Annotated in this window: 1 pseudogene; it reads left to right on the top strand. The window is 78.1% G+C overall.

Annotation, left to right across the window (positions count from 1 at the left end):
* A pseudogene (locus ACYQ0J_RS00260) lies at positions 1-237 on the top strand (hypothetical protein); the annotation flags it as partial.

Below are 237 nucleotides of genomic sequence, written 5' to 3'. Positions count from 1 at the left end.
GGCCCACCACAGGGCCGCCCGGAGCGCCGCGGGGCGGGGCACCGACCTCCACGCCTGGGCGGAGGCCCACTTCAAGGGGGAAAGGCCTCCCCTCCCCGAGGAGGAGCCCCTCCGGGGGATGGCCCGGCGCCTGGCGGACTGGTGGGACGGGAACGGGGGCAGGCTCCTGCGCTCCGAGGAGGCGGTCTTCCACCCGGAGCACCGCTACGCCGGGCGGGTGGACCTGGTGGCCCGCGT

The sequence above is a fragment of the Thermus sp. FJN-A genome, assembly GCF_054655095.1.
Note: the sequence above shows the minus strand (reverse complement) of the source record. Positions and strands in the feature narration are given on the sequence as shown.